General features: G+C 45.3%; 22 protein-coding genes. 4 read left to right on the top strand and 18 right to left on the bottom strand.

Translation table 11 applies throughout. The features are described from left to right. Both L1076_RS13475 and L1076_RS13480 read right to left on the bottom strand, forming a co-directional pair. The coding region (locus L1076_RS13475) for a retention module-containing protein (protein WP_237303776.1) at nucleotides 1-4122 on the bottom strand (4122 nt) is incomplete at its 3' end. A 281-nt stretch (nucleotides 4123-4403) separates the two neighbouring features. After that, entirely contained in the window at nucleotides 4404-4667 is a 264-nt protein-coding gene (locus L1076_RS13480; RefSeq protein WP_020196659.1) for a hypothetical protein, read from the bottom strand. A gap of 322 nt (nucleotides 4668-4989) precedes the next feature. Here L1076_RS13480 and L1076_RS13485 point away from each other — a divergent pair, with 322 nt between their 5' ends. Next, on the top strand, nucleotides 4990-5238 hold the full coding sequence (locus tag L1076_RS13485) for a YgjV family protein (protein ID WP_038867963.1): 249 nt from the start codon (nucleotides 4990-4992) through the stop codon (nucleotides 5236-5238). A gap of 82 nt (nucleotides 5239-5320) precedes the next feature. On the opposite strand, the gene L1076_RS13490 is transcribed toward L1076_RS13485, so the two are convergent. Both L1076_RS13490 and L1076_RS13495 read right to left on the bottom strand, forming a co-directional pair. Continuing rightward, nucleotides 5321-5602 (bottom strand): DUF2218 domain-containing protein, encoded by a 282-nt coding sequence (locus tag L1076_RS13490; protein ID WP_045408884.1) that lies wholly within the window; start codon nucleotides 5600-5602, stop codon nucleotides 5321-5323. 80 nt (nucleotides 5603-5682) lie between these two features. Then, the gene (locus L1076_RS13495) at nucleotides 5683-7689 is read right to left on the bottom strand and encodes a TonB-dependent siderophore receptor (protein ID WP_237303777.1); all 2007 of its coding nucleotides are present in this window, start codon (nucleotides 7687-7689) and stop codon (nucleotides 5683-5685) included. A 116-nt stretch (nucleotides 7690-7805) separates the two neighbouring features. Between L1076_RS13495 and L1076_RS13500 the strand changes: the two genes are divergently transcribed. Continuing rightward, entirely contained in the window at nucleotides 7806-8777 is a 972-nt protein-coding gene (locus tag L1076_RS13500; protein ID WP_237303778.1) for an AraC family transcriptional regulator, read from the top strand. Nucleotides 8778-9151: 374 nt separating this feature from the next. Continuing rightward, nucleotides 9152-9538 carry a Cu(I)-responsive transcriptional regulator gene (cueR, locus tag L1076_RS13505; protein WP_005437780.1) on the top strand — a complete coding sequence of 129 codons (387 nt, stop codon included), beginning with the start codon at nucleotides 9152-9154 and terminating at the stop codon, nucleotides 9536-9538. 44 nt (nucleotides 9539-9582) lie between these two features. Here cueR and vctC read toward each other — a convergent pair whose 3' ends face one another. The 4 genes from vctC to L1076_RS13525 are packed head-to-tail and all read right to left on the bottom strand — an operon-like array spanning nucleotide 9583 to nucleotide 13149. After that, entirely contained in the window at nucleotides 9583-10338 is a 756-nt protein-coding gene (vctC, locus tag L1076_RS13510; RefSeq protein ID WP_063345326.1) for an iron chelate ABC transporter ATP-binding protein VctC, read from the bottom strand. Between the two features lie 2 nt (nucleotides 10339-10340). Continuing rightward, on the bottom strand, nucleotides 10341-11291 hold the full coding sequence (vctG, locus tag L1076_RS13515; RefSeq protein ID WP_237303779.1) for an iron chelate uptake ABC transporter permease subunit VctG: 951 nt from the start codon (nucleotides 11289-11291) through the stop codon (nucleotides 10341-10343). Then, on the bottom strand, nucleotides 11284-12219 hold the full coding sequence (gene vctD, locus L1076_RS13520; RefSeq protein WP_038867975.1) for an iron chelate uptake ABC transporter permease subunit VctD: 936 nt from the start codon (nucleotides 12217-12219) through the stop codon (nucleotides 11284-11286). The genes vctG and vctD overlap by 8 nt, the downstream gene beginning before the upstream one ends. Nucleotides 12220-12240: 21 nt before the next feature. After that, a complete protein-coding gene (locus tag L1076_RS13525; RefSeq protein WP_054824546.1) occupies nucleotides 12241-13149 on the bottom strand; it encodes a siderophore ABC transporter substrate-binding protein in 909 nt (302 codons plus the stop codon). Nucleotides 13150-13395: 246 nt separating this feature from the next. Between L1076_RS13525 and L1076_RS13530 the strand changes: the two genes are divergently transcribed. Beyond that, the gene (locus L1076_RS13530) at nucleotides 13396-13560 is read left to right on the top strand and encodes a DUF3012 domain-containing protein (protein WP_078609721.1); all 165 of its coding nucleotides are present in this window, start codon (nucleotides 13396-13398) and stop codon (nucleotides 13558-13560) included. Between the two features lie 77 nt (nucleotides 13561-13637). Here L1076_RS13530 and L1076_RS13535 read toward each other — a convergent pair whose 3' ends face one another. From L1076_RS13535 to rbsD, 10 genes are all read right to left on the bottom strand, one after another. Further along, a complete protein-coding gene (locus L1076_RS13535) occupies nucleotides 13638-14318 on the bottom strand; it encodes a Crp/Fnr family transcriptional regulator (protein ID WP_038880709.1) in 681 nt (226 codons plus the stop codon). Between the two features lie 122 nt (nucleotides 14319-14440). Then, on the bottom strand, nucleotides 14441-15172 hold the full coding sequence (locus L1076_RS13540; protein ID WP_237303780.1) for a nucleoside phosphorylase: 732 nt from the start codon (nucleotides 15170-15172) through the stop codon (nucleotides 14441-14443). A 10-nt stretch (nucleotides 15173-15182) separates the two neighbouring features. Then, complete coding sequence (gene pnuC, locus L1076_RS13545) at nucleotides 15183-15914, bottom strand: nicotinamide riboside transporter PnuC (protein ID WP_237303781.1); 732 nt, start codon at nucleotides 15912-15914, stop codon at nucleotides 15183-15185. A gap of 159 nt (nucleotides 15915-16073) precedes the next feature. Then, nucleotides 16074-16292: a hypothetical protein gene (locus tag L1076_RS13550; protein ID WP_104034111.1), complete on the bottom strand. Its 219-nt coding sequence runs from the start codon at nucleotides 16290-16292 to the stop codon at nucleotides 16074-16076. Between the two features lie 128 nt (nucleotides 16293-16420). Continuing rightward, a complete protein-coding gene (locus tag L1076_RS13555) occupies nucleotides 16421-17434 on the bottom strand; it encodes a substrate-binding domain-containing protein (RefSeq protein WP_171374417.1) in 1014 nt (337 codons plus the stop codon). Nucleotides 17435-17449: 15 nt separating this feature from the next. After that, nucleotides 17450-18370: a ribokinase gene (gene rbsK / locus L1076_RS13560; protein WP_171374418.1), complete on the bottom strand. Its 921-nt coding sequence runs from the start codon at nucleotides 18368-18370 to the stop codon at nucleotides 17450-17452. A gap of 204 nt (nucleotides 18371-18574) precedes the next feature. Next, entirely contained in the window at nucleotides 18575-19453 is an 879-nt protein-coding gene (gene rbsB, locus L1076_RS13565; RefSeq protein WP_009704137.1) for a ribose ABC transporter substrate-binding protein RbsB, read from the bottom strand. A 92-nt stretch (nucleotides 19454-19545) separates the two neighbouring features. Continuing rightward, nucleotides 19546-20529, bottom strand: coding sequence for a ribose ABC transporter permease (gene rbsC, locus L1076_RS13570; RefSeq protein WP_237303782.1), 984 nt, complete (start codon nucleotides 20527-20529; stop codon nucleotides 19546-19548). Next, complete coding sequence (gene rbsA, locus L1076_RS13575) at nucleotides 20526-22031, bottom strand: ribose ABC transporter ATP-binding protein RbsA (protein WP_237303783.1); 1506 nt, start codon at nucleotides 22029-22031, stop codon at nucleotides 20526-20528. The genes rbsC and rbsA overlap by 4 nt, the downstream gene beginning before the upstream one ends. Before the next feature lie 24 nt (nucleotides 22032-22055). Next, nucleotides 22056-22475 carry a D-ribose pyranase gene (gene rbsD, locus L1076_RS13580; protein ID WP_005435742.1) on the bottom strand — a complete coding sequence of 140 codons (420 nt, stop codon included), beginning with the start codon at nucleotides 22473-22475 and terminating at the stop codon, nucleotides 22056-22058. Between the last annotated feature and the right edge of the window lie 141 nt (nucleotides 22476-22616).

Raw genomic sequence — 22616 nt, forward strand, 5'->3', positions numbered from 1 at the left:
GCCTGATAAATCATCTTCGTCTACAGCCAGAGGTACAACATTATCGATGATTGGCGCATCATCCGTAATGGTGACTGGAATGGTTGCCGAAGTCGTATCACCATCAAAATCGGTGGCAATAATCGGGAAATCAATCGTCAGGCTGTCACTGTTGACTGCATGGTCAATCGGGCCTTGCAGCGTAAAGTCGTACGTACCATCTGTTGCTACGTTTAACGTGAAGACCGGATTGCCGTCAGCGGTCGCAACATAAGTAAAGCTGCCGTCGCCATTCGCGGTTTCCACCAAGGTAATCGCCTCACCTTGAGAGGTCAGCCCCGCAACAGGATCAGCGGTTGAATCCAGTTGATAGCTCACCACTCGGTCAGAGCCTTGGGTAGTGGTAAACGCACCTTCAACGAACAGATCGCCGCCTGGGTCTGAACCCACGCCGCTAAGGTCATCTTCATCGACACTCAACGCATCCACCGCTGTGATGGTAGGCACATCATCAACAATCGTGACTGGAATAGTTTCAGTGACAGTGTCGCCATCAAAGTCGGTTGCAATAATTGGGAAGTTGAGTGTCAACTCATCACTATCAACTGCATGATCAATTGGCCCTTCTAGCGTGAAGTTGTATGAGCCATCAGTATTTACTGTCAAAGTAAATACAGGGTTGCCACCCGCTGTCGCTTCATAAGTGAAACTACCATCACCATTTGCGGTTTCTGTTAGCGTTACGGTTACACCCTTCGAGGTTAAACCGTCAACTGGTGTTGATGTGCCATCGAGTTGGTAGCTCACCACTCGGTCTGAACCTTGTGTGGTGGTGAAGTTACCATCAATAGAAATTGGATTGCTTTGGTCTGAACCGATTGACGCTAGGTCATCTTCATCAACCGTAATGGCGTCGACGTCGGTAATCACTGGCTTATCGTCCACGATCGTCACAGGGATCGTGGCATTTGTGGTGTCGCCATCAAAGTCGGTCGCGATGATTGGGAAGGTGAGTGTCAACTCATCGCTATCTACTGCGTGATCTATTGGACCTTCAAGCGTGAAGTTATAAGAGCCATCAGTGTTCACTATAAGCGTAAAGACCGACTCGGTGCCTGCTGTTGCTTGATAGGTAAAGCTGCCATCGCCATTTGCGGTTTCAGTCAACGTGACGGCCACGCCTTGTGATGTAAGGCCGTCAACTGGTATTGAAGAAGCATCGAGCTGATAGCTCACCACTCGGTCAGAGCCTTGTGTGGTAGTGAAGTTGCCATCGATTGAAATCGGGTCAGTCTGATCTGAGCCAATCGTGCCTAAATCATCTTCATCAACGGTAATCGCATCGACATCGGTAATGGTCGGCTTATCATCCACGATGGTAACGGGCAGTACGATTTGGCTTGTGTCACCATCGAAATCGGTAGCAATGACGCTAAAATCAAGAGTTAAACTGTCGCTATTTTCCGCATGGTCGATTGGACCTTGCAGCTCAAAACTGTACGAGCCGTCGGTATTCAAAACTAATGTGAAAACTGCACTGCCATTTGCCGTTGCGCTGTAGGTGTAACTGCCGTCTGCATTTTGCGTTTCGGCAATGGAGACGGTTTGCCCTTGAGATTGCAGGCCATTTAAAGGATCAGCATTTACATCCAACTGATACTGTACGACGCCATCAGAGCCCTGAGTCGTCGTGAACTGACCTTCAGCCAGCGTTGGCTGTGATTGGTCAGAGCCTACCGAACTTAAGTCATCTTCATCGACGGTAAGAGCAACAACGTCGTTAATGGTTGGCACATCATCAGTAATGGTTACCGGTAGAACAAGTGAACTGGTGTCACCGTCAAAGTCCGTTGCGACAATAGTGAAGTCTAGCGTTAAGCTATCGCTACCCACAGCATGATCGATTGGACCTTCAAGGGTAAATAAATAAGAACCGTCAGGGTTCACTTGTAAGGTGAAGATAGCGTCCCCTTCTGCCGTTGCAGAATAGGTAAAGCTGCCATCTGAGTTGGTTGTTTCCGTCAGAGAGATAGATCGACCCTGTGATTCCAACCCATTGAGTGAATCAGTGCCGCTCTCTAATTGATAACTTACAACACGGTCTGAGCCCTGAGTCGTCGTGAAGTTGCCTTGCGCGAGCACAGAGTCGCTTTGATCGGAGCCGATGCTTGATAGATCATCTTCATCGACGGCTAGTGCATCAACGCCATCAATCGTAGGAACGTCATCTTGAACTTGAATGACAATTTGCGCCGCTTCTGGTGTGTTCGAACCTTCGGTAATCGAGGAGCGGTCGCCATCTGCATCTACCGCGTAAACTGGCAGTGAGAAAGTAAGCGAGTCATCGTTAGCACCCGTATGATCGAGTTGTTCATACAAGTTGAATTGGTATTCGCCCAATATAGGCGCATCAATCGCCACATCAAATACGGTGATACGCACGCCATCCAGCTCGATGAAGCCTTCGTAAGTGCGCACGCCGTTACTCTCGGACGCAAGTTCCAGTTGAACAACCTGCCCTTGAGATTGGAGTTCTCCACCAACATTAAACTCTGTAGGTGCCAACTCATAGTGATCAATGATGTCGCTTCCGACCGCTGTCGTGATCGACCCAGTCCCACTTGTTACTACCGCGCCTTCCTGTGAACCTTGGTCAACACCCGCCTCGTCTAAAGACAACCCCGTCACGTTTTCAATCACTGGATTATCGCCATCAAGGATGGTCATCGTAAAGGTGTTGCTTGCCGTATCTTGGTCATAGTCGACGATTGTGGTTGGTAAAGAGAGCTCAATCGTATCTTCACCGTTTGTTTGTTCTAACGGCTTAAATTGCTCAAATTGGTAGGTACCATCAGTATTCAGACTGATGGTTAAGACGGTTTCATTCGAGCCAGCAATGGACAAGGTGATAGTACTGCCGTCTTCAGAGAGTACCGCTTCTGTCGCCTGATTATCACTCAGTAGGCCATCGAATTGACTAAGCCCTTCTTGATTAAACGTGACCGTTGCCAATTGATCACTACCAATATCAACAAAGGTGCCAGTAATTGGTGCAGAAGAAGATTCAACGTTTTCAAAAGTAACGTTCTGCGGCGCAGGATCATCGCCATCAATAACGGTTGTCGTAAAATCGATAGGGGCTTGAATGCTGTTCCCACCAATATCTGCGCCAGTAATATCAAAAGCGATATTGATTTGATCACCGACGATCGATACTTGGCCATCAGCAACAGACGCGACATGGTCAATACCCTGGCTAATCGTGGTAACGACCTCTAACTCTAAATCACGGCCTAAAGATGTCGCTTCGATCTCGATACGAAGCACTTCGTTACCTTCTTGAGTACCGATAATGGCATTTTGCGCTTCGTCATAAACGAACGCCACTGGCTGACCACCAGAGGTAATATCACTGTTAAGCTCACTTAACAAAGACTCTAAAGAAGACGTTTCGGGTACAAATGAAGTAGTATCAAGTGCGAGATCCCCTGCTTCAACCAGCACACTAGACGAAATGGTTTGCGGGTAGCTTGATAGAGAAATTGAGCCTTCTGTTACTTGAGAAGAAAGAGACTGACCGCCGTCAGCAAAAATGGTGATGTCGAGGCCATCAATATCATCGTCGGTTTCGGTATCACCGCTTGGAGCCGATGTCTCGAAGAAGGTTGATGCGAGTACTTCAGGATTGTTGTACTCAATGGTAACAAAGCCCGCATTCGCAGAACCGGAACCACCACCTCCGCCAGGGCCTGCAGCGGTTGCTTCTAAAATGGCGGTAGGGTCGGCACCTTCCAAAATGGCTTGTTGAATTGCAGCCACGTCTTCTGCACCAAACTCAGCGTTTGCCGCTGCCGTTGGGTCAACATTGACTTGTCCGTCAACAGGCGCTTGAACGACCGCTTCCGTCGGTACGGCTTCAGGTGTCGGCGCTGGAATGCACGCCACACAATTTTCGTCCACTAAATAGAGAGAACCTTCCGCTAACACTTCAATTGAAGCGCCGTTTTCAGTGATAATGACATCACCCGGAACCAGTGTATCTCCAACGTTAACCGCTCTGACCTTCCCCTCAAGGTCTAAAGCGTAAACATCCCCTTCGACAGCGTCTACAATGACGGCTTGCGGCACAGCTTGTGTACTCATCTGACCCCCGCTAAATGGTTAACGTCTTTACGTTAGACCTTTATAAATTATTTTAGTTTATCGGAATGTGATTCACATTTTCTCATACGCTGATTTAACTAACTATTGAGTCAATAAACAATCATATTTTGCACTTTCGTTAATCGTCAGATACGAAAACTGCACCTAGTCACAATTATGTGACACCAACAAACCACTAAAATACCAACCAAACATATGAAAATAATAGACTATTAATGAAAGCTTAGAATTTATAAATAAAAAGACGAAGTGACGTGAAATTATGAAGTTAAGACTAATCCGCCCGTACCGATAAGAAGCGGTAGAAATGCAAACAAAATGTCGTAGCTTGAAGATCGTTTCGAAAGTCGGATAAGGAAAGGTGAAGAGAAAAACATCACCATCAAATACTGAACGACATAGTCAGAAGGAATCAGAATCAGCATCAGAACATGTGTTAATACGTGGATAGCCACTCCCCACGAATGAGGTTTGGTACGCATCATCAAGGCAAATGAAAACAGAAAGCTAATGGCAACAGGCATAAATTACACTTAATTAATAATGATTCTCATTTTCAATGTTATGTTATTGTCCTTATTCCTTCAACTCAGTTTTGTCTATTGTTTGTATCGCTATTATCAATCAACATAATAAGTAAAATTATCAATGAATTTTTTCCTAAACGTTTGCGTAATCGCTAACCTTCTCTTAACCTTGATTTGAGGCTTTCATCACGGTTTTTCCATTGCTATAGTTCACCCATCAAAACGAACAAGACCATTCGAGGCATGGAGCTTCCTCGCTAATCTCAAGATGAGAAGAATAGGTACCGAATACATTCGGCAGATTTAAGAGGGTCAAATAATGGAGATGAATATGGTTGAGATTTTAGGTTACGCGGCATCAATCATGGTTGCTATTTCGCTGACTATGAAAGACATCGTTAAACTACGTATCCTAAACTTCATCGGCTGTGCACTGTTCACTGCATACGGTCTAATGATTGATGCGTGGCCTGTTGTGCTAACAAATGGTTTTATTGCATGTGTTAACGTGTACTTCCTTGCTAAAATGCAGCAGGAAAAAAAAAGCCTAGCGCCTGAAGAAGCCTAGTAGAAATGATTTTAGAAAGCCCGTAAGTGTTACGCTTACGGGCTTTTTCGTTTGTTTCTTTCGATTCGCTCGTGCACTTTCGTTATCGTATCCAGTTCAACTCTAGAGTTTCACGACGCGAAAACATTTCTGCATGAACCGACACAACGCCCTTCACTTTTTCTAATGACTCTTCAGAGTCCGCCTCACAAGTTATCAGTAAACGCTCCCCCTCTAACTTGAACTCCGTATTTCCAACAGGAAATGTCACCAAACCTTTTTCATCATTCCAAGTCGCCGGCACTTTACGTGCGAAGTGGCGACACAAAGTCACGAGATATTTCGCCGCATGCTCGCTTTCAATTACAGTGGTTTCTTTGATCAATTTCAGTCCCTCGTCCCTTTCATAAAAAAGGCTCTCGTACGAGAGCCAAACATCTAAGGTTGTTGTTATTGCCCTTAGAGTTAGAATTGATAAGCGGCAGACACCTTGTAGTTACGCCCTGGTTCGTAATCGTCTAACGTAATCCCCCTTGCTGTGCCCGAGCGAGAGGCGTGAGACGTGTAAAGCTCATCAAATACGTTATCAATACCAAAGGTGACCGATAGCCCGTCAACGTTAGAAGGCACCCATTGTGCGTACAAGTTGTGAACATCGTAACTGTCTTTCTTCGGTTGGCCGTCAAACACATTATCTTCCTCAAGCACAAACATTGAGTTCCAACCAAAGATGGTTTCTAACGAATCAGATTGGTAATCCAGCGTTAAAGCGATACTGTCACCCATGTCAATACTACGGCCATTGCCTCCCGCTACTGGGCCGCCCGTATCTTTATTCTTTGTATCCGACTTTGAGTAAGACAGCTTGCTGCCGAAGCTTTCGTAACCATAGAAAGCACTCGCTTCAAAACCTTTGATCTCGACATCACCTTCATTATAAATAAGGTATGTTTGAGTCGCTCCTTGATACGCTTCTGCAATGTAGTCATCAATATCGGTTTGGAACACGGTTAGGTTTGCGCCAAATGTGTGTTCATCTACCGCCTTATTGAAACGAACACCACCTTGGGTGTTGAGTCCCGTTTCTGGTTTCAAACCATCTTGTAGATAAGCCACATCTTGGTAAGCAATAAAGGTTTCCATTAGTTCTGGACCTTTAAAGAGCGAACGAGAACTTGCAAACAGTGTCCAGTCTTGTGTTACTGCCCACTCTGCCGCTAGTGCCCATGTCACTTTGTCGTAATCGTTGTTAGCTGTTTCTGCTTTGCGTTGGTAGTCGTCAAATCGTAGGCCGGCCGTGATCGAAAGCGCATCCGAGATAAAGAATTGATCTTCGACGAACAGAGCTGTAGAAACCGCAGATTCGTCCATGAACTTGTTGCTGCCATAGTAACTTTCAGAAGTCTTATCCATGTAATCAAGGCCGTAAGTCGCGCGATGATCAAAGTTCCCCATAGTGAGCAACGATTGGAATTTTGCACTTAAGCCAAAGTTCTGGTTTTTCGCGGTATTTTTCGATAAACGGTTTGCTGGCCAACGCGGCGCCATGACAGATTCATCACGGACGATTTCGGTTTCAGTGTTATATAACGTGACGTCCCCTTGGTGTTGCTCACCACGAAGCTCATAACTTAATGTGACCGTGTCACGATCATAATCGGTTGGAATCAGAAGCTCACTAGACAAGCCATTATTAGCGTTACCAGACATATCAGGGCGTGGGTTGTAATCACCACTGTCACGATACATATCGTATGAGATTTCTAGTCGGTGGATATCACCAAACTCATAGCCGAGCTTACCTAAGATGTTGTAAACATCTCCTTCCGCACCAAAGGTTTTATTGCCATCACCATCTTTAAAGTCATCACGTGTTACGTAGTGACCATAGACCATCGCGTCCACGTTTTCAGACAGTAATCCATAAAGTGTTAGGGAACCTTGTTGGTTGTCGTTAGACGCATAACCGCCGTAAACGCGAGCACCAAAGTTTTCATCGTAACGCAGCAGATCACGAGCATCTTTAGTCTCAAAGTACACTGAACCGCCAAGACCGCTTTGAGTAACTGAGTTATTACCCACTTGGATATCTGCTGACTTTAGAATGTCTGGGTTGAGTGTAAGGTTCCCAATATGGTGGAACATGTTGGCATGCTGAGAGGCGCCGTCTAAACGGATATCAAGATCGGTTTCACCAAGACCACGAATGGTGATACGTTGATTGACAGAATGTGTACCGCCCACGTCAACGCCGGGAATATCACGAAGCAAATCAGACATGTGGTCAGCTTGTTTAAGCGACATGTCGTCGGCAAACATTGATTCGGTGTTACTGGATACCTTCGTACCCCACACCACTACCTCTTCGAAATGAGAATCTTGTTCTTGGGCTAAAGCGGGATGAGCAAGCGCCACCCCGACTGCTAGGCATAGGCTTGAAAGCTTAATTGGTGAGCTAACTGGGCTTTCCATAAACGTCTTCCTAAATATAAATGATAATAATTCTCACGTATGATAGGGTCGCTATTGATAAATACAAAGACGAATCACTTATGCGAAATCGCATAGGTGTTATGAGGAAACGTCAAATGGCGGAAGAGACCAAAAAAAGAACTAAAATTGCCAAAGTGGCTCTAACCAAAAAGCTTGAGCAGACGGAAAAACAGATCATTGTGACTCAAGGTCAAAGCAACCAAACCCAACTCGCGGAAGGTCAATTCCTCTCCTACCAATACAACGACCAAATCTTTGTTCATGGCGGACGTTGCATTGAATTAGTCGATTCGAATATCGTTTCAACCGCACATTCTGCACTACTGATTACCATTCTTTTGGAGGGGAAACTCTCTTTTGGCTACGATGACCTCCAATTTGATTTTGACGCAAGCAAAGGCCCACAAGGCGTGGTTGTTAACCTAGCTAAGCCTGCAAACTTCCGCCGCTCGCTGATTCAAAACAACCGCATGAATAAAATTAATATTCTTATTAAGCCACCTTGGTTGGAATCGAGAATGGCGGGACATTGCGGTCACAAACGCTTTATTGAAACTCACCAAGCCTTTTACACGCTGGAGCTTAATGAGACGTTAATTGATTTGACACGAGCTCTCACTCAATATGAATCTCCGACAAACATGAAAGATCGTATAGAGGTAGAGAGTTTGATTTACCAAGTGCTCTACCACTCGATTGGGCAAATGCCAGACGACTACTGCGCGGAGTGCGAAGAGAAAAAGCGTTCTGGCGATGCTCGAATCGAGGATGTCGTCAGTTATATAGAGACGCACCTCGAAGAAGATTTAACCTTAGAACGCTTAGCAGAACAGTTCTCGATGAGCGTCTCTAACCTCCAGCGTCGCTTTAAACAGTCTTTTAATATGACCATCAACGGTTACATCCGTCACCGCAGGTTGGAGATTGCTCGTCAGCATTTGGAGCGTGGATTAGTCACCATCACAGAAGCAGCATACGAGGCGGGTTACCACCACCCATCAAACTTTACCAACGCCTTCAAGAAAGTGTTTGGTGTTCCGCCACACGAGGTCGTAAACAGCCATTGATGGTATCCATATATACCCAAGTGACTTCAAGATGCAGGATTCAGAGCGTTGTCATTGATTCGAGAGTAAGGAAAACAACGCAGTGTAATAGCTAGCTCTTTCCAAGTTGTTTGACGCAGCAATCGGGTCAATGACACGCTCCCAAAGGGCGAGCTGCCTTGGCTTGTATACTTTGTTGCCGATTCTTGATTTAGAATGACTAGATCTTTAAATCGCCGCCGCGTCTACAAACCAAGTCATTCTCGCTGAACCTAGCATCTCGAGGTTACTTGGGTATAAACGCCACAAAAGAGGTTTGCTCTCAAAGCCATTTGGGAAGATAAACACTTGGCGTTATACTCGCGAGAAAGGTTATCTGAAATACAGAGGTCATCATGAATATTGGTGCAGTTGCGAAATTAACAGGTTTGTCTTCTAAGTCGATTCGTATGTACGAAGACAAAGGCATCATCTCCTCACCAGCTCGCAGCGATTCAGGCTATCGCGAATATTCTGACAAACACATCCAAGAGCTCAACCTTGTGTCCCGAGCGAAAAACGCAGGATTCTCACTACAAGAATGCAAAGAATTTGTGCAACTGGCGCACAATCCGAATCGCAAGAGCAGCGAAGTGAAAGCGCGTACGATGGATAAGCTTCATGAGGTTGAGCAAAAGATCGCTCACTTGTTGGAGATCAAAAAGCAATTAGAAGGTTGGGTTTCATCTTGCCCAGGCGATGCCGAGAGCCGATGTCCAATCATTGACGAGCTCACCAAGTAAGCTCGCCAACCTTTCTATTTCGTTTTAATTTAATGAATGTAGCTTTAGTGGTAAGTACACATACGCTTGCCATTAAGCTCAATGATATTAAAAGGTGTCTCGTAGATATCTTCTAACGTGGATGCCTGAATCACCTCCTCTACTTTGCCAGTGGCAACCACTTTACCCTTCTTCAACGCAAGGATCTCGTCTGAGTAACAAGCCGCAAAGTTAATATCATGAATCACCACGACCATGGCTTTATTCATATCGTGAGCAAGGCGCTGAACGACTCTCATGATCTGCAATGAATGTTTGATATCAAGGTTATTCAATGGTTCATCGAGGAAAACGTAATCTGTATCTTGGGCAATCACCATCGCAATAAACGCCAACTGTCGTTGACCTCCACTCAATTCATCTAAGAACTTATCTTGAATTTCTTTTAGATCTAGGTAGTCAATTGCTTGGTCGATAATCGCATGGTCATCTTTGGACAAGTTGCCTTTTGAATAAGGGAATCGCCCAAACGAGACCAATTCTTTTACGGTAAAACGCATCGTGATCGTGTTTGCTTGGCGCAACACCGCCAGTTTTTTCGCAAGCTCTTTGGTGTCCCATTCTGCAATCTCTTTGCAGTCAATCATAACACTACCGCCATCTCGCTCGGTTAATCGTGACGCCATCGACAGCAAGGTACTTTTTCCTGCTCCGTTTGGACCAATAATCGATGTCACCTTCCCTTTCTCAAATTGGGTATCCGCACCATCAACCACTTTGTTGGAACCAAATGCTTTGGTTAATTTATCTATAACTATCATGTTTATACGACTTTGTTTTTCAGCAGTAGATACAAGAAGTAGATACCGCCAATAAAGTTAATCACCACGCTCAGCGTCGTTTCAAATGAAAACAGGTTTTCTATAATCCACTGCCCCGACAACAAAGCACAAATTGCCATCAATGAACAACCGACTAATAGGGTACGATGCTGGTAAGAGTGGAACATTTCACGGCTCAAGTTCGTCACCAATAAACCAAAGAACATGATTGGCCCGACTAAAGCCGTCGAAATGGCAATGAGAACCGCAGAGAGAATAAAGACATTGCGCGTCACTTTAGGGACATCAACCCCTAAACTCTTAGCATTGTCTTGGTCTAGCCAAAAAACATCTAAAGTGCGATGCATGCGATACAACAACCAACAAGCGATGAGCAACATAGGCGAACTGAGATACACCAAGTTCACCTTCACATTGTTGAAACTCGCGTACAGTTTAGATTGCACAAACGCAAACGTATTTGGATCCATCAGAAGGGAGAAGAACACCGCAATATTGCTAAACAACTGCCCGAAGATCAGCCCAACCAACAACAAAGTGATGAGATTGCGCCCGCCTTTTGAAAAATAAAACCCAAACAGCAACAGCGAAAAGCCTACCATCACCAATACAGCAATCGAGAAGTTGATGTAAACATTCAGAACGAGCGCGCTTAAACCACCAAACAACAAAACAATCAGCACTTGCGTCAACACATACAACGCATCAAACCCCATGATGCTTGGAGTAAGAATCCGGTTGTGGGTAATGGTTTGGAACACCAACGAAGATTGAGCAATCGCAATACCCGCCAACACCATGGCTAACACTTTAGGCACACGTCGCGACAAAAAGTATTGGTAGTTATCTGCCGTTAAGCCAATGCCAATAAACAAAAACGCAAAAAACAGCGCGACGGCTGCCAATAAGAACAGTTTCTTGGAATCACGCACTTTGCTTACCTCGCAACAGCATCGCGATAAACACCACTCCGCCCAAGATACTGATCACGATTGAAATCGGCATTTCATGAGGGAAAATGATCAATCGGCTAACCAAGTCACACGCCAAAACGAGTATTGCCCCATACATGGCAGTAAGGGGGATATTGCGTTTAAGATTGTCGCCATAGAAGTAACTGACTAAGTTTGGAACGATGAGCCCTAGAAATGGCAGTTGACCTACGATCATCACCACACTGGCAGACATTACTGACACCAAAAGTACGCCTAACGTCACCACTTGTTGATAGTTCAGGCCAAGGTTTACTGCAAAGTCTTTACCAATGCCAACAGCAGAGATACGCGCAGCAAATAGGTAGCTCAAAAGGGCGACGGGAACAGCAATATAAAGCAGTTCAAAATCACCACGTAAAATGTTGGCAAAATTCGCTACACTCCATGCAGACAGGCTTTGCAGCGCATCGTATTTGTAGGCAATGAAGGTAGTAACGGCGTCAACAACGTTACCAAAGATGATGCCGACGAGCGGCACAAACACGACACTTTTGAATTGGATGCGTTGAATGAACTGGACGAACATCAAGGTACCCAGAATAGAGACTGCAAAGACAAGCCAAAGCTGTTCGCCATTACCAAAAAACACCACACTCATTACGTAACCAAGCATGGCACACTCAATCGTGCCCGTTGTTGAAGGCGCGGCGAATCGGTTTTGGCTAATTTGCTGCATCACTAATCCAGCGATGCTCAGCCCTGCTCCAGCAAGAAGAATGGCAAATAGACGCGGAATTCGGCTAGTAAAGAAGAGTTCTATTGCTTTTGCATCGCCCGAAAACAACTGTTGGGGTGTCATATTTGCCACCCCAACAAACAACGATGCGACGCTTAGAACAATAAGAACAAGCAATAACTTTTTCAAAGTTAACCTCAGCTAGCTTTTTTACAGATCGATCGTGTGTTTGATTTCACTCACCATCTTTTCCGTCGCGGTTACGCCAGACATTGCTAAGTACCAAGCATCAACATCTAGGAAGGTAATTTTCTTGTTCTTGTATGCCGAAGTTGCTTTAACCAAATCGTTATCCAACGCTTTAGCGAGGTCATTGTCAGACTTTGCGTGAAGTGAGTTTCTATCAATGACTAGAATATTTTTCGGGTTAGCTTCGCGGATAAACTCGTAAGAGATGACATCACCGTGCGTGCCTGTTTTGAGGTTCTTCACTGTTTCAGTAAAGCCAAAATCTGTGTAAATTGCGCCAAAACGAGACTTCGCACCGAATGCACTGATGTTGTCTCCGATACTCAAAATCGTGAGTGCATCATTATTATTAGTTTGGTTGTATTCGCGAATCGCCTTGAACTGTGCATCCAAGTTTTCGATCTTTTGCTCAACCTTGTCCTCTATGTTGAAGATCTTACCAAGATTACGCCATTGTCCTTTTGTGCCCTGCCAGTAATCTTCTTTCTCTCCTGATGCAAAAACGACTGTTGGTGCAATTTCACTTAACTCATCGTATTTCGATGAACCACGAGGACCAACCAAAATCAAATCTGGTTTTTGCATATAGATGGTTTCGAAATCCGGTTCAAACAAACTACCAGCAGAGGTGTAATTGTCTTTATTGTATTTCGATAAGTATTTAGGAAGATGCGAGGCATTCGAGACTGCAACAGGGTCGATATTAAAGCTATCGAGCATATCGAGAGGGCCAAAGCCAATCACAACCACACGCTTTGGTGATTGTTCGACTTCTGTCGTTCCCATGTAGTGATCGATTTTGACGGTTGCAGCAAAAGCAGGTGAGATTGTGAGCAGCGAAACAAGAGCCGCACTGACGAGTTTTTCCATTATTTTAAACCTTAAATGAGATCCATTATCATGCGCATTCGCAATATATCGTTACTCACATAGGCATTCAACCGATTATTTAATAACTTTACATTCGTTACACTTCTAAATTGGCTTAATAAATCAACAAATTACACTGTACCTATATCGGATTTGAGACGGTAAGCGCAAAATAATAATTTTCATGTTTATCTCGTGATCGAGTGCTTATACTTCAAAACAAGTCTTACCAAAAAGGATTAGAAAATGAAGAAGTTAGCATTAATGGTTTTTGTCGCAGCGCAACTGATGGCTTGTACAGAGGTGGGCAGTGAAGCGTGGTGTAACGACATGAAAGAAAAGCCAAAAGGCGAATGGACCGCTAACGAAGCGTCTGATTTTGCTAAAAATTGTGTTTTTAAATCAGAATAAACACACATTGTTTTGATTGAATAACCGATAAACCAGATAGCCCGCAGCTTTTAATTTTAGAATGGAATCGTTGCGGGCTATTCATAGGCATCAAGAAACGCTTTTAGTGCAAGTTCATCAACAATCTCTAGCCCTTGTTCGCCCTTTCTGATCAAACCCTTGTCCATTAAATCTTTCACCGCTCGGCGATAAACACGCCCGGAAGTGCCAAATCTTTCGGCTTCTTGGTTTACTTTGCCAAATCCACCCAACAATGTATTAGTCTGTTTTTGTACTAACAAATCATAAGCGATGTTGTAAGTAATTGGGTGTAACAAGCGATTGGTATAGATGTCCATTGAATCCTGATAGTCCTCCGCCAAAGCAGAGGCAAAGAAGAACATCATGTCAGGTTGCTGATGCAGCGCCTCAGTCAGTTTTTGGATACAGATGATATCCACCTGCATGTGTTCATCAGCTACCACATTCCATTGGCAAGGCGTTTGTGTGAAGTACTCCATTTCACCATAGATATGATAATCGCAATTGGCTTCGCCCAACTGGAAACGACGTCCGTTAGCAGCAATGATACTCATTGAAACTCGCCCGACTGGCACAACATAGAGATATTGAAGTTGTTCACCTTGGCGAAGGATCTCTTCACCAGAGTCAAAGTATCGACTGCCGATTTGGCATTGATAGATCAAGTCACGAAACTCAGCACTTTTCTGTTCTAGAAAGCTTTTGAAACGTCCAGTCGGATAAGGGCTTATTTTCACGTGAGTTTCTCTTTAATGACAACAATCTCAAATAGATTGTACTCGCTAGAATCGTTTGATGACAGCCAATAAAAAAGCGACACCGAGGTGCCGCTTATAAAATTAACTAAGCTGTGATCTGGTTAACTCTGTGCAATTAAGGCTTCAAGAGCAGCGTAAGACGCTAAACGCTCCCCTTCCATCATCACTTGCGCTTCATCTACGTACTGCCCTACACCTTCTTTCACATCCTGCTGATACAAAACCACATTGTTCAGAATGGAGGCTACATTCAGACCACGCAGCCTACCGACGGTAAACAGAGCTGAGGTTTCCATATCCGCACCGAGAATGCCTTTCTTGTTCCAGTACTCGCAGATCGTTTCTTCGTCGTCGGTATAGAAGCTGTCATGGGAACGAACCACACCTAAATGATAGCGCGCCTCTTTTTCGGCTAAATAGCTGTCCAGCGCTTTCAGTAACGAAAAGCTTGCGTAAGCCGGATAAGAAGAGCGAACGTACGCTTTCGAGCCACCTTCGTCTCTCACTGCGCCTTCAGCCACAATCAACCCACCAAGTTGAATGCCAGATTGCATCGCGCCAGCCGATCCCACTCGAATCACATCTGTCACACCACACTGTTTTAGCTCTTCCACCGCAATGATCATCGATGGAGCGCCGATACCTGTACTACACACTGATACGCGCTGACCTCGGTATGTCCCCGTAAACACTCGATACTCACGGTTTTCAGAGACCAGTTCTGCGTTATCAAATAACGCGGCAATACGGTTTGCTCGATCTGGCTCACCACAGACGATCACTAGAGGCGCTATTTGAGTGCTGTCTACGCCAATATGAGGTTGTTTCATCATTGGCTTAACCTTAAGCTGCGGCTTGAGTTAGGGACTTCTCACCGTTGCGTTTTGCGCTACGTGCCCACTCTCTTGTGCCGTTTGCTGCGATGAACATGAGAATCGCGTATTGAACCGACATTGCGTACACACCTTGTGTCGCATAAATCCCAACACTGATGATGTTGATTACGACCCAAAGAATCCAGTTCTCAACGTACTTACGTGTCATCAAGATTTGCGCCACGATAGAAAGCACGGTCATGGTTGCATCCCAGAATGGGAAAGCATCTGGCTCTAAGACTGGCTCAGACAAACCTGCACCGAACGCATTCAACGTATCAACGGCAATGTTAGCCAACGCAAAGAAGAATGGGTCGATGTAAATCGTTAACATCGCAATCGCAACAATGCTTACTGAACCTGTCGCGATCAGCTTCTGTTTGCTTAACCAACGAACCTCAAGTGTCTCACCTTGTGCATTTGGTCTTGTCCATGCATACCAGCCATAGATGTTGGCGCAGAAGAAGAAAAGTTGAAGCAGAAGCAATCCGTAAAGCTGAATCTGGAAAAAGATAACGGCAAAAAGTGTTACGTTCAGCAGACCGAACAAGTAGTTAATGGTTTTTTCTTGGCTCGCAAACCAAATACAAAGCAGACCGAAAACCGTACCAAACGCTTCGATCCAGCTCATTGCATAGCCATCACCAATAGGAATGTTAACAAGGGTGTTGTTAATGTCTAACAGGGCAAATAGGTCCATGAAGATGTCCTTTATTATTGTGCTTGGGATGCGCTCATCTTATTGTCTCGCAGCAAACAAAAAGGAGGACATTTGTCCTCCCTTCAATGTATCCGATCATAAATCAGATCAATAATTGTTTTAAAATAGCTGAATTCTGCCAATTTAAGCAGGTAGCTATTAGGACTCGTGCCCTAAATAACGTTTTTTGAACGCAGATGATGAAGCAAACAGTAACGTCGCAAGAAGAGTAATGATAAAACCTGCTGAATACTCAAACGCTTCATTGACCAATAGCTGATAAAGACTCAAGAAAAAAATAAACGCAACTGCGGTAACGTTCAAACGGTGAAACCATGGGTGTTTCACTGAAAACTTCGCATATCCCTTTGACAACATAATGCTATTCCGCCGAATATATAATTAACATTTCTATTTATAATGAAAGTTAATATTATTCTTTTATCATAGAAAGAGAAATAATTTATTTCTAATTTCTAGCAAAGTATCACAGGGGTGAATTGATACTATTGACTCTCTAAAACCTTCACACTATTACGCTCAACCAATGTTGGTTCAAGCTGTACAACCTGAGCTTCATCAGATTTATCATCCAGTTTTCGCAATAAGGTTTCGACTGCAGCTTGCCCTAGACGGTATTTCGGTTGGTGGATCGTTGTCAAAGATGGAGACATGAATTTGGCGATATGGATGTCATCGTAGCCAATAATGGATAACTGCTCTGGAATTTTAATGCCTAGCTCGTTAGCCGCGTTAATTGCGCCCATTGCCATCATGTCGTTGGAGACAAAAATCGAGCTTGGGAGCGGACCACGTTCCGCCATCTTCTTGAAGGCTTGATAACCACCTTCACATTCAAAGTCAGATTCAACAATCCAGTTTGCATTGAACTCAAGCTCTGCTTCAATCATCGCTCGCTTATAGCCTTCATAACGCATTTGAGCTTGATGCTTGATTAGTGGACCTGTAATACAACCAATCTCTTGGTGGCCGCAGTCGATAAGGTATTTAGCTGCAAGATAACCACCACGAAGTGAGTTGTCTTGGATCTTATCGCTGGTGAACAGCATTGGGCCCCAGTCCATGACTACAACCGGTATGTCAGGATAACGCTCGAATACATCAATACGCTCCCCTTCTAACGATGAACACATCAAAATCAGGCCATCAACGCGCTTTTGCAACAGCGTATTGATAGATTCACGCATGCGCTCGTTATCACCTTCAGTGTTACACAGGATCAGACTGTAACCTTTGTGGTAGCAACTGCGCTCAACACCTTTTACGACTTCACCGAAAAATGGGTTGGTTGAGGTGGTCACTAGCATACCAATGGTTTTGGTGCGGTTCACTTTGAGACTACGCGCCAAAGCAGACGGCGCGTAGTAATTGAGCTCTTTGGCAGCGTTGTTGACTCGTTCCGAGATCTCTTCGCTGACAAAGCGAGTTTTGTTAATAACATGGCTCACAGTTGAAGTGGAAACCCCTGCCAGTTTTGCGATGTCTTTCATCGTTGCCATGTTATTACTCCTTGATTATTGGTGTTGAGCCAGAAACTCCTCAACCTCTTCACGGGTTGGAATGGAGGTCTGCGCGCCAAAGCGAGTGACTGAGATCGCTGCTGCTGCGTGGGCAAACTTAATCGCTGATTCTAAAGGTAAGTCTTCCAATAAACCAGTGACTAATGCCCCATTAAACGTATCGCCCGCCGCTGTGGTGTCTGTTGCCTCTACGCGGAAGCCAGGAATGATTTCACCACGACCGTTTTGACTCAACCACACCCCCTTCGCACCCAGCGTGATCATGACGATTTCAATGCCTTTCGAATGCAGGATGTTCGCCGCTTCTTGTGCACTGTCATCGTCTGCTACCGTCACACCTGTTAGCACTTCCGCTTCCGTTTCGTTTGGTGTAATCACATCAATGCAAGACAGTAATTCATCTGACAGCTCGCGAGCTGGTGCAGGGTTAAGAATCACGTTGGTCTTGGCATCTTTCGCAATTCGCGCTGCTTTCTCGATGCCGCACATTGGCGTTTCTAGTTGCATCAACAAGTAATCAGCCTGACGAATGCGCTCTAGATCGGGCTCAATCGCCTCTGCTGTCAGCTTTGCGTTGGCTTCTGCAGAGATACAAATGCTGTTCTCGCCACTGTCCGCCACTTGAATCATGGCAATGCCCGTTGGACAGTTTGGCTGCATCTTCACACCAGTGATGTCGATGCCATCCATTTTGAAGTTCTCGCGAATGTTGATGCCGAATGAATCATCACCCACACACGCAATAAAACCGATGTCTGCGTTTAATCGAGCTGCCGCAACAGCTTGGTTGGCACCTTTGCCACCTGGGATAACTTGATAGTTGCGACCATGCAGCGTCTCGCCTGGGCGAGGGAAAGAAGGCACTTGAAGAACATGGTCAGCGTTTACACTACCTAACACCACTAACTTATTCATACGGTTATCCTCGGTTCTGATTGAACCCTTTATATTTGAACAGGAGTAATAGGTTTACGCTCTTTAGAAAAACGTAAGCGTATTACGATTCAACTAGATTTAATTTTCTAACTTACCGCTTTTGTTGTTTGGAATGACCCAACACACTCATTGGGTCATTCCGTTATCTTCAACAAAGAAGAATCACTGAGTCAGGCTCTAAACTTACTTAGTCACGACTTTAAGCGGAACAGGAATGTACTCCTCAACCTTCTCGCCTTTCAATACTTTCGCTGCAGTTTCTACACCCAACGCACCGATAAGATCTGGTTGCTGTGCGATCGTCGCAGCTAGCTTGCCACGGTTTACAGCAGCGATACCATCATCAGTACCGTCGAAGCCAACGATCATTACGTCTTTACCTGAAGCTTGTACTGCGCGAAGCGCACCCAGAGCCATCTCATCGTTCTGAGCAAATACCGCTTGAACATCTGGGTTCGCAGCAAGCAAGTTTTCCATTACGTTCAGACCTTTAGTGCGGTCAAAATCAGCAGGTTGGCTTGCTAGTAGCTCCATGTTGCTGCCCTTCACTGCTGTCATGAAGCCTTCACCACGCTCACGCGCTGCAGACGTACCGGCAATACCTTCTAGTTGGATAACTTTCGCTTTCTCACCTACTTTTTCCATGATGTAGTGACCCGCCATTTCGCCACCAACTACGTTGTCAGAAGCGATGTGGCTCACTACGTCACCACGGCTTGCACCACGGTCTAGTGTCAACACAGGGATCTTAGAACGGTTCGCCATACGAATCGCGTTTGACACAGCGTCTGAATCTGTTGGGTTAATCAGAATCGCTTTTACGCCACGAATCGTTAGGTCTTCGATGTTTGATAGTTCTTTACTCGGGTCATTTTGCGAGTCCAGTACAATCAAGTCGTATCCCAGTTCTTTCGCTTTCGCTTCTGCACCGTCTTTCATCGTTACGAAGAACGGGTTATTCAGTGTAGAAACTACAATCGCCATGGTATCTTGAGCGTGCGCCGCTACCGATACAGTTGAAGAAAGAAGTGCAGCAGAGATAAGAGTTGCGAGTTTTTTCATCGTTCTAGTCCTTTGTGTAGGGTGAGCCAGCACACGTCCTCTGGCTCGATTTGTATTCAGGATTTAGTGGAGCTCTTTATTTTAAATATCAATTACTTGTTTTTGTTGTCTACCAGTACTGCTAGCAAGATAACCACTGCTTTCGCAATCATTTGGTAGTAAGAAGAAACATCGAGTAGGTTAAGCGCGTTGTTTAGGAAGCCGATGATCAGAGCACCAATCAAGGTTCCCATGATGCGACCTTTACCGCCCATCAAGCTGGTGCCGCCAAGAACCACTGCTGCGATAGCATCTAGCTCGTAACCCATACCTGCTGTTGGCTGCGCCGAAGACAGGCGAGACGTCACGATGATGCCTGCAAGCGCTGCCAACATACCGCAGATGGCGTATACACCGATTTTCACACGGTCAACGTTGATACCAGAAAGGCGCGTTGCTGATTCGTTGCCACCAAGTGCGTAGACGTAGCGACCAAAGCGAGTGTGGTTCAGTAGGTACCAAGCCGCAGCAAAGACAATCACCATCAACCAAACAGGAACTGGGATACCAAATGCGTAACCTGTACCGAACCATGCAAATGCGTCTGCTGTGTCGGTAAAGCCCGTTGAGATAGGACGACCGTCTGTGTAAACCATGGTGACACCGCGCAATAACGTCATAGTAACCAGTGTTGCGATAAAGGCTTGAACCTTACCCTTAGCGATGATGATACCGCTGATCGCACCCAGTGCCGCACCAGCAAACAGCGCTGTCGGAACCGCAATAAGCACCGGCACTTCTAACGCAATCATGCTCGCCGCGAAAGCACCACATAGCGCGAGTACAGAACCTACGCTTAGGTCGATACCTGCAGTCAAGATAACCAACGTCATACCTACCGCGATGATCGCATTGACTGAGGTTTGACGAAGAATATTAAGAATGTTGTCTACCGTAAAAAAGTTCGGGTTCAAGAATGACACAACAACAATCAAGAAAATCAGTGCAATCAGTGACTTTTGCTCAATCAGCCATTCTTTGGTGAACAACTTTGTGCTGTTCGCTTCGGTTGGTTTGCTCATGGTCTTAGTACTCATGCTGCTTCCTCATTGATCTTTCTGCCTACGGCACAAGCGAGTAGTGTTTCTTGGTCGGCGTCTTTCGCATCGAATTCGCCAGTAATACGACCTTCGTGCATCACCATGATGCGGTCACTCATGCCCAGCACTTCAGGCATCTCAGAAGAAACCAAGATAATGCTCATGCCTTCGGCTTTAAATTTGTTGATTAGCTGATAGATTTCTTTCTTCGCACCCACGTCGACACCACGAGTTGGCTCATCCAGAATCAGAACTTTAGGTTTGGTCATTAACCCTTTTGCGATTGCCACTTTCTGCTGATTACCACCAGAAAGGTTACCAATGATTTGGTCTCGGGTTGGCGTTTTGATGTTGAATAGTTTGATGAAGTCTTCTACCGCCACGACTTCTTCGCCATGTTGGATTTGGAAGCCTTTGGTGAGTTTATCCAGTGCACACAGAGACATGTTCTCCTTCACGGATAACTCCAGCACCAAGCCATCGCCTTTACGGTCTTCAGAGATGTAAGCAATGCCATTCGCCAAGCCATCTTGTGGGCTTACTGGGTTAATAGTCTTATTGTCTAAGTTGATAACGCCACGCTCACTTGGTAACGCGCCGTAAATCACCTTCATCAACTCTGTACGCCCCGCGCCCATCAAGCCTGACACACCAAGGATTTCACCACGTTGAAGAGTGAAGCTAATGTCGTGAACGCCCGAGCCCGTCAAACCAATCACTTCAAGACAAACGTCACCATGCGTCACATCGATACGTGGATATTGTTCTTCCAACTTACGACCAACCATCATTTCGATGAGTCCATCTTCGTTGGTGTCTTTAACTTGGCATTCGCCGATGAACTTACCGTCACGCAACACAGTAATGTCATCACAAATTTCGAAGATTTCTTTCAGACGGTGTGAGATGTAAACGATGCCGCAACCTTGGTCGCGAAGTTCGTTAATCACTTTAAACAGCGATTCCGTCTCTTTGTCGGTTAACGCATCCGTTGGCTCATCCATGATGATGACTTTGGATTCGAAAGACAGCGCTTTCGCAATCTCCACCATTTGCTGTTCACCAAGGCTCAAATCACCAAGCAGCGTTTTTGAAGAGTGCTTTACGTTAAGGCGTTGAAGCAACTTGTCTGCTTCTTCATACATCTTTCCCCACTGAATACGCCCCATAGAACCGGTAAATTCACGCCCCAGATAGATGTTTTCGGCAATCGTTAGCTCAGGGATCAAGTTCAATTCTTGGTGAATGATACTGATGCCGGCTTCTTGCGAGTCTCTTGGACCTTTAAACGCCGCTGGCTTACTTTGATATTGAATGCTTCCTGCATCCATATGGTAAATACCGGTGAGTACTTTCATCAAAGTTGACTTGCCAGCTCCGTTCTCGCCCATCAACGCCATCACTCGACCCGGGTATACATTAAGGCTGGCTTTATCCAACGCCTTAACGCCCGGGAAGGCTTTCTCGATGTCGCTCAGTTGTAGAATGGCTTGAGTCATAATTTGTCCTCAATTAGTTGTGGCTTAAAACACCACTCCGGCTTGGAAAATCACGTTTGCGTAAGGTGTGCACTCGCCTGTTCTCACAACAGCGCGGCTTTGTTCTGTGCGAGCTTTAAAATCTTCATGCGACACATAGTTGATCGCAATTTGTTTGCCTGTTTGCTCACTTTCTTTGGTTAGCTCAGTGATTAAAGCATCATGGTGAACTGGGCTAACTTTGGCGAATTCTTCAGCAATGATGACCCCTTCAATTTGGGACTCAGACAGAATCACGCGAACGGTATCTAGAAAGCCAGGGACTCCGTGCGTCAACGCTAAATCAATGCGCTGTACATGATCAGGAATTGGCAAGCCCGCGTCACAAATGGTGATTTCGTCGGTATGACCCAGCGTCGCCACCAAGTAAGAAATTTCTGAGTTAATTAGGGTACTTTTTTTCATCTCATCGACCTTTCGGTTACACGTTCATACAACTTTGAGTTTCATTTCTTAGTATTGACAGAAAACTCATCGAAACGTTTCGATGCAATAATAGGACGGCAATGAAAATTGGCTAGTGACAGATCGATAAGGTGTGAGAAT

The organism is Vibrio sp. MMG023 (assembly GCF_021654215.1).
GTDB lineage: Bacteria > Pseudomonadota > Gammaproteobacteria > Enterobacterales > Vibrionaceae > Vibrio > Vibrio jasicida.